Raw genomic sequence first — 7553 nt, 5'->3', positions numbered from 1 at the left:
GCCAGCAAAAAGCTGACAAAAAATGCCCGACCCTCCACACGGGGAGTGCAAGAGCCGGAACCAAAAAATATTTGGCACTGACATTCATCGACACACTATTGAGTTCTCAAAGAACACACGCACACACATTCACTCCGGATATTCTCCGAAACTTCAGTGAGGCAACTTTTCCAGCTTAGCCCATTCGTTCACCCGATCAAAATCGGGCTCCCGATCGAGCCAGTGTGATCGCCAGGCGCTCCTCGTCCTACCTCGTTTCCCGGTCCGTCCACTCGGCGTCTCCGCCTCGCTTCTCGGCTCCGGGTCGGTGTCCGTGTCGCTCTGACCTGGAATAAGTTACGCGGCGCCGAACGCTTCGTCAAATCGCCTGGGCAGCGTGTCATTTCGCAGGTCAGAGCGGTGCGAGCGGCGGCGTCGCGGACAGAATGACACGATTGTGATTCAGACCACCACAAGATCGTTTCTTTCCCTCCGGACGGCAATGGCGTCGGCCTCGGCGGTCAGTTGCCCAGCGGGGCGCGGGACGGGACGTGGCCCTCGTTCGCGTTTCCGGCCGCTCGAAGTAGTTTGGCGCCGAGAGCGGCGAGCAGTTCTTTCATTTCGGTGGGTTCGAGCACCTCGAAGTCCAGGTTCAAATGCGCGATGCGGAGGGCGGTCCACTCCAGGGAGTCCGGTGAAGTGCGCAGCAGGCAGGTCCGCTCGTCCAGGGGTTCGATCTCCTCCGCGCGTACGCGGAACGATTCGACCAGGTGCTCGGCGCGGGCGTGTACGCGCAGGACGACTTGGCGTGCCGGCCTGGAGCGGGCCAACTGGCTGGTCACGAAGCTCGCCGCGTCTCCGGTGGGGAGCGCGCGGGGTGCGCGGCGTATTCCGATGGGCCGGGGTGCGGTCAAACGATCCACGCGGAAGGTGCGCCAATCGGCGCGATCGACGTCCCAGGCCACCAGATACCAGCGACGACCGGCGGAGACCAGACTGTGCGGTTCGGCGAGACGCCCGGTTTCCACCTCGGCCTTGTCCCGGTACCGGAAGCGGATCCGCTCGCCGTCGCGCGCGGCGGCGGCCAACGTGACGAGGATTTCCGGATCGATCATCGGTCCGGCGGCGGGCCCGCCGAGCGACACGGTGGTGGTGTCCAAGGCGTCGACGCGGCGCCGCAGCCGCGTCGGCAAGATCTGCTGCAATTTCACCAGGGCGCGCGCCGCCGATTCCTCGATACCCGCGACCGCACCCTGGGCGGCGCCGCGCAGCCCGAGGGTGATGGCTACCGCTTCCTCGTCGTCGAGCAGCAGCGGTGGCAGCGCCGCGCCCGCCTCCAAGCGGTACCCGCCGACCGCCCCGAGGCTCGCGACCACCGGGTATTCCAGGTCACGCAGGCGCTCCACATCCCGGCGCACGGTCCGCACCGTGACGCCCAGCCGCGCGGCCAGCTCCGGACCGCTCCATTCGCGCCGGGTTTGCAGCAGCGACAGCAGCTGGAGCAGGCGCGGAGCAGTCCGGTTCACAGGCTCCAGTATGGGCGCGAAGGAGGACAGAAACCGACCTCATCGGCCCCTAGCCTCGCGTCCGTGCATGCTCATCGAGACAACATCACGATCGTCGGGGCACGTGGGAACAACCTCCGTGACGTGTCCCTGACGATTCCCAAAGGCAAGATCGTGGTCTTCACCGGCGTTTCCGGTTCCGGCAAGTCGTCGATCGTCTTCGGAACCGTCGCCGTCGAGTCGCAGCGGCAGCTCAACGAGACCTTCACCTGGTTCATCCGCAATCGGCTGCCCAAATACGAGCGGCCGGAGGCGGAGGCGATCGACAACTTGGCGCCCGCCGTGGTCGTGGACCAGAAGCCGATCGGCGGCAATGCCCGCTCCACGGTCGGCACCATGACCGACATCCAGTCGATCATTCGCGTGCTGTTCTCCCGCCACAGCGTGCCGAGCGCGGGCGAGGCCACGCGGTACTCGTTCAACGACCCGTCGGGCATGTGCCCTGAGTGCGGCGGTCTTGGTCAGGTGGTGCGCCCGGATCTGGACCGGCTCATCGACGCGGACAAGTCGCTGAACGAGGGCGCCATCACCTTCGGACCCTTCGCGGTCGGAACCTTCCAGTGGCAGCTCTACGCGGAGTCCGGCCTGTTCGACCCGGACAAGCCGCTGCGGGAGTTCACTACCGAGGAATGGCAAATGTTCCTGTACGGCAAGGGTTTCCGGGTGCCGCGCAAGAACCGGAACGGATCGGCGGGAAACAACGCCTACGAGGGTCTGCTGGAGCGGTTCGACCGTCTGTACGTCAAGCGCGATCTCAACGCGCTGTCGGACAAGAATCGCGCGGCCGCCCGCGCGGTGGTCACCGAGGAGGTCTGTTCGGCCTGCGGTGGGGCCCGGCTCAACCCCGCCGCGCTGGCGAGCCGGATCGATGGCCGAGGCATCGCCGACTACGGCAGGCTGGAGATCACCGACCTCATCGAGGTGCTCGCGGGCCTGGACGATCCGGTGGCGCGGCCGATAGCGCAGGCCGCCATCACCCGGTTGCGCCGGATCGAGGAGGTCGGGCTCGGCTATCTCTCGCTCGATCGGGAGACCGCGACCCTGTCCGGCGGCGAAGCACAGCGCCTCAAGGTCGTGCGGCATCTCGGCTCCAGCCTCACCGGCATGACCTATATCTTCGACGAACCGAGCGTCGGCATGCACCCCAGGGACGTGGGGCGGCTGAACACCCTGCTCGCCGGGCTGCGGGACAAGGGGAACACCGTCCTGGTGGTCGAGCACTCCCCCGACGTCATCGCCGTCGCCGACCACGTGGTCGACATGGGGCCGGGCGCGGGCGCACGCGGCGGGCGGGTCGTGTTCCAGGGCACGGTGGACCAGCTGCGGGACGCGCACACGCCGACCGGTGCGGGGCTGCGCCGGACGCGGCGGGTCAAAAGCGAAGTCCGCGAGCCCGCCGGATGGCTCACCGTCACCGATGCCGACAGCTACAACCTGAAGAACCTCACCGCGCGATTTCCGACGGGGGTGCTCACGGCGGTGACCGGAGTCGCGGGCTCCGGCAAGAGCACGCTGGTATCGGGCGCGTTCGTGGCCGCGCACCCGCAGGTCATCGCGGTCGACCAGTCCGCGATCGCCGCCTCCCGGCGCTCCAGCCCGGCGACGTACCTCGGCATCATGGACCCGCTGCGTCAGCTTTTCGCCAAGCGGCACGGTGTACGACCGGGGTTGTTCAGTTTCAACTCGGACGGCGCGTGCGACGCGTGCGATGGCGCGGGAGTGATCTTCACCGACCTGGCGTACATGGATCCGGTCACCACGGTCTGCCAGACCTGCCACGGACGCAGATACCGCCGGGAAGCGCTCGCCTACGAGATTCGCGGGGCGTCCATCGCCGACGTGCTGGAGATGCCCGCCGCGGAGGCGCTGGACTTCTGGGCGCAGGAGGGCGACCAGCGCATCCACACGCCGTTGCGCTCGCTGCTGGACGTCGGGCTCGGCTACCTCGCCCTCGGCCGTTCGCTCGCCTCGCTGTCGGGCGGGGAGCGCCAGCGGATCAAACTGGCCGATCATCTGCGGCGTCGTCGCACGACCGCCGTCTACGTGCTGGACGAGCCGACCACCGGCCTGCACATGGCCGACGTCGACACCCTGGTCGCGCTGCTGGACCGGCTGGTCGACGCGGGCAACACGGTGATCGTCATCGAACACGACCTGGACGTCGTGGCACGGGCCGACTGGGTGATCGATCTCGGCCCGGACGGCGGAAAGCACGGCGGGGAGATAGTTTTCGAAGGCACTCCGGCGGCCTTGCTGGCCGACCGCCGGTCGCTGACCGCGGAATATCTGCGGCGCGCTGTGCTCGCCTGAGCCGGCCCAGCCGCGGGAGCGCAGGCCGGGCGGGTTCTGCCGGACCGAAATCCGCAGGACGGCACGGAGACGACCACCACGGCGGCATCATGAAGCCATGACGACGCGGGAGGTGGTGCGAGCGGGGGCATTCGCGCGGATCTACGACCCGAGCGTCGGCGAATCGGAACATTGGTACATCAACGACCACACGATCGTCCGCGACGACGCCGGGCGGTGGCACCTGTTCGGCATCACTCACCCGGAGCCCGCGGACCCGTTCGACGAGATCGAGTTCGCCCACGCCAGCGCCGACCGGCTGCACGGCCCGTGGACCAAGCACGCCGCCGCGCTGCGGGTGGACCGGGACTACGGGGAAACGCATTTGTGGGCGCCCTACGTGATCGAGGCGCACGGGCGGTACTACATGTTCTACGCGGCAGGCGGCGCGGACCGCACCGGCGCGGCGATGAACGCCGCGATCTCACCGGATCTGTTCCGGTGGACCAGATTGCGCGCGGGTCCGCTGTTCCGCGACGGCTACGACGCGCGTGATCCCATGGTGGTGCGGGTGGGCGACCAGTGGGTGATGTACTACTGCGCGACCAGCGCACCGACCGGCGGGCATCACATCGTCGCCTACCGCACCAGCACCGACCTGGTGCACTGGGGCGAGCGGCACATCGCTTACACCGATCCGGCCAAAGGCACCGAAGCGGGCAATACCGAATCCCCTTACGTCGTCCGGCATGACGGGTGGTGGTATCTGTTCATCGGTCCGCGTCCGCATTACGTCGGCACCGACGTCTTCCGCAGCGACAGCCCGTTCCGCTTCCGTATCGGAGACAAGGCAGGCCATATCGCGGCGCACGCCGCCGAAGTGGTCCACGAGGACGGCCGGTGGTGGATCACCAGCGCGGGGTGGGGGCAGGGCGGCGTCCATCTGGCGCCGCTCACCTTTCCGCAGTCGCGCGTCGTCAAAACGGTTCCGCGATAAGCGGTCCGATGCACCGGGCGGAGCCCGATTTCCCGAAACGCGACTACCGGCCCGGCCGCGGCTGGTATCTGTTGATCGAGTCGAACTCTCCGATCACCCCACCTCCGGGAGGGACCGGCATGGCCCGTATCGGCGTTATCAGCATTTCCGATGGCCGCGACTATGTGCATGCGGGCATCGCCGATTTCATCGCCTCCACCGAGGACCGGCTGGTGGCCGCCCTCACCGCGGCGGGCCACGATGTGGTCCGCGGCGCAGCGCCGATCAGCGACAACGCGCTGGCGAGTGCGGTGGCGCGCTCGGTCGCGGCGGCGGGCGTCGACCTGACCGTGCTGCACTACGCGGTCTGGGCGTTCCCGCATTTCACCATGCTCGCGGCGGGCGCGCTTCCTGGTCCGCTGCTGTTGCTGTCGAATATCGATCCGGTGCAGCCCGGGATGGTGGGCATGCTCGCGGCGGGCGGCGCGCTCGACCAGATCGGACGCAAGCACAGCAGGCTGTGGGGCGACCCGGCCGACCCCGAGCTCATCGACGCCATCGGCGTGCGCGCCCGGGCCGCGGCGGCGGTATCCGGCCTGCGCGGCGCGACGTTCGGGCGCTTCGGCGGACGGCCGATGGGCATGAACACCGCGGTCGCCAACACCGATCAGTGGCAACGGCAATTCGGCATCGACGTCGAGGAAATCGATCAGTGGGAGATCGTGCGGCGCGCCGATCTGGCCGACGCGGGCGAGGCGAGGGCGGCGCGCGAGTGGCTGGAGCGGCACACCGCGGGTGTGCACTACGACGGGGTGAAGCTCACCCCGGAGCTGCTGGAACGCCAGATCCGCTCCTATCTGGCGGTGCGCGAGCTGATCGACGAATGGCGCCTCGATTTCTCGGGAATCAAGGGACAGCCCGAACTCACCCAGTATTTCGCCACCATGGACGTGACCGAGGCGTTCCTCAACGATCCCTACGACTGGAACGGTCCCAAAGAGCCGCACGTCTGCGCCACCGAAGCGGACATGGACGGTGCGCTGACCATGCAGCTGCTCAAGCGGGTGGCGGGCACGCCGGTGCTGTTCGCCGACGTGCGGCACTATCACGCCGATCGCGACATCTGGGATCTCTGCAATTCGGGCCAGCACGCCACCTGGTTCGCCGCGCGCAGCGCGGATCCCGCGGAGAATCTGGCGAAGGTGCACCTGTACCCGGAGGTGTTCTTCTTCCCCGCGGGCGGCGCCTCGGTGCATCATCTGGCCGCGCCCGGCCGGATGACCCTCGCGCGGCTCACCCGTCTCGACGGCGACTATCGCATGCAGCTGATGCTCGGCGAGTTCGAGGACTACGACCAGCAGACCAACGAGGCGCTGATGAAGCAGTCGACCTGGGAGTGGCCGCACGCGTTCGCCCGGCTGGACGCGCGCGCCGAGGACTTCCTGAACCGTTTCGGCGCCAACCACATCCACGCGGTGCCCGGCGACCACCGGGCCGCCGTACGCGCGACCTGCGAACTGCTCGATGTCACCGTGGACGAGTTCACGCGGTGACGATGTTCCTCGGCATCGACATCGGGACCTCGAGCTCGAAAGGCGTCCTCACCGACGCCGACGGCACCATTCTCGCCAGAGCCGAACGCGCGCACGAGGTCTCCATGCCGCGTCCGGGCTGGTTCGAGCACGACGCGGAGGCGGTGTGGTGGGCGGATTTCGTCGCGATCGCCCGCGACCTGGTGGACGCGGCCCGCGGCGCCCCGCTCGCCGGTCTGGCCGTGTCCGGCATCGGCCCGTGCCTGCTGCCGGCCGATGCGGAGGGCAGGCCGTTGCGCCCTGCGATCCTCTACGGCGTCGACACCAGGGCGGGCGCCGAGATCGCGGAACTGAATGCCGAGTTCGGCGCGCGGGCCGTGCTCGATCGCGCCGGGTCACCGCTGACCAGCCAGGCCGTCGGGCCGAAGGCCCGGTGGCTGCTACGGCACGAGCCGGACGTCGCGGCGCGCACCGCGATGCTGCTGATGGCCAGTTCCTTCCTGGTGTACCGGCTCACCGGCCGGTACGTGCTCGACCACCAGTCGGCCAGTCAGTGCGTCCCGCTCTACGACCTGCGCGCGCGTGCCTGGGCGACGGACTGGGCCGAGCGGATCGTGCCGGGCTGGTCGTTGCCGGAGCTGGCCTGGCCCACCGAGATCGTGGGCCGGGTGAACGCGGCGGGAGCGGCCGCCACCGGGCTCCCGGCCGGGCTGCCGGTCACCACCGGAACCATCGATGCCTGGGCCGAGGCGGCCAGTGTCGGGGTCCGCGCTCCCGGCGACGCGATGATCATGTACGGCACGACGATGTTCTTGGTGCAGGTGCTCACCGATCCGCGTCCGCATCCGGGTCTCTGGGGGACCTGCGGCGCCTGGCCGGACACGTACACTCTCGCCGCGGGCATGGCCACCTCCGGCGCGGTCACCGACTGGCTGCGCAAGCTCGTCGGCGGCGAGTTCGCCGACCTGGTGGCCGCGGCGGCGGACGTGCCCGCGGGCAGCCGGGGGCTGCTCGCGCTGCCGTATTTCGCCGGGGAGCGCACTCCTCTGTTCGACCCGGACGCCCGGGGCATCGTCGCGGGATTGACCCTCGGGCACGGACGGGCCGAGCTCTACCGCGCGGTGCTGGAGGGTATCGCCTACGGGGTGCGGCACAACCTCGAGGCGATGACCGAGGCCGGTGGGCGGGCCGCGCGTCTGGTCGCGGTGGGCG

At 68.9% G+C, this 7553-nt stretch carries 5 protein-coding genes; 4 read left to right on the top strand and 1 reads right to left on the bottom strand.

What is annotated here, in order from left to right; all coding sequences use genetic code 11:
- Positions 1-500: 500 nt before the first annotated feature.
- Positions 501-1505 (bottom strand): helix-turn-helix transcriptional regulator, encoded by a 1005-nt coding sequence (locus tag HOV91_RS37905; protein WP_174190015.1) that lies wholly within the window; start codon positions 1503-1505, stop codon positions 501-503.
- Between the two features lie 63 nt (positions 1506-1568).
- Between HOV91_RS37905 and HOV91_RS37900 the strand changes: the two genes are divergently transcribed.
- From HOV91_RS37900 to HOV91_RS37885, 4 genes are all read left to right on the top strand, one after another.
- Positions 1569-3854 carry an ATP-binding cassette domain-containing protein gene (locus HOV91_RS37900; protein WP_174190014.1) on the top strand — a complete coding sequence of 762 codons (2286 nt, stop codon included), beginning with the start codon at positions 1569-1571 and terminating at the stop codon, positions 3852-3854.
- 97 nt (positions 3855-3951) lie between these two features.
- The gene (locus tag HOV91_RS37895; RefSeq protein ID WP_174190013.1) at positions 3952-4830 is read left to right on the top strand and encodes a glycoside hydrolase family protein; all 879 of its coding nucleotides are present in this window, start codon (positions 3952-3954) and stop codon (positions 4828-4830) included.
- An 8-nt stretch (positions 4831-4838) separates the two neighbouring features.
- Positions 4839-6362, top strand: coding sequence for an L-fucose/L-arabinose isomerase family protein (locus HOV91_RS37890; RefSeq protein ID WP_217441579.1), 1524 nt, complete (start codon positions 4839-4841; stop codon positions 6360-6362).
- Between the two features lie 2 nt (positions 6363-6364).
- Positions 6365-7553: FGGY-family carbohydrate kinase (locus tag HOV91_RS37885; RefSeq protein WP_174190017.1), on the top strand; the 1189-nt coding region annotated here is incomplete at its 3' end.

It is taken from the genome of Nocardia barduliensis (assembly GCF_013315795.1).
GTDB classification, from domain to species: Bacteria; Actinomycetota; Actinomycetes; order Mycobacteriales; family Mycobacteriaceae; genus Nocardia; species Nocardia barduliensis.
The sequence above is the reverse complement of the archived record's forward strand: the minus strand, read 5'-3'. Positions and strand labels throughout refer to the sequence as shown.

Bases quoted from the DNA above. Each gene is read 5' to 3' on its own strand.
- HOV91_RS37890 (WP_217441579.1), top strand. From the start codon at position 4,839: ATGCACCGGGCGGAGCCCGATTTCCCGAAACGCGACTACCGGCCCGGC.
- HOV91_RS37895 (WP_174190013.1), top strand. From the start codon at position 3,952: ATGACGACGCGGGAGGTGGTGCGAGCGGGGGCATTCGCGCGGATCTAC.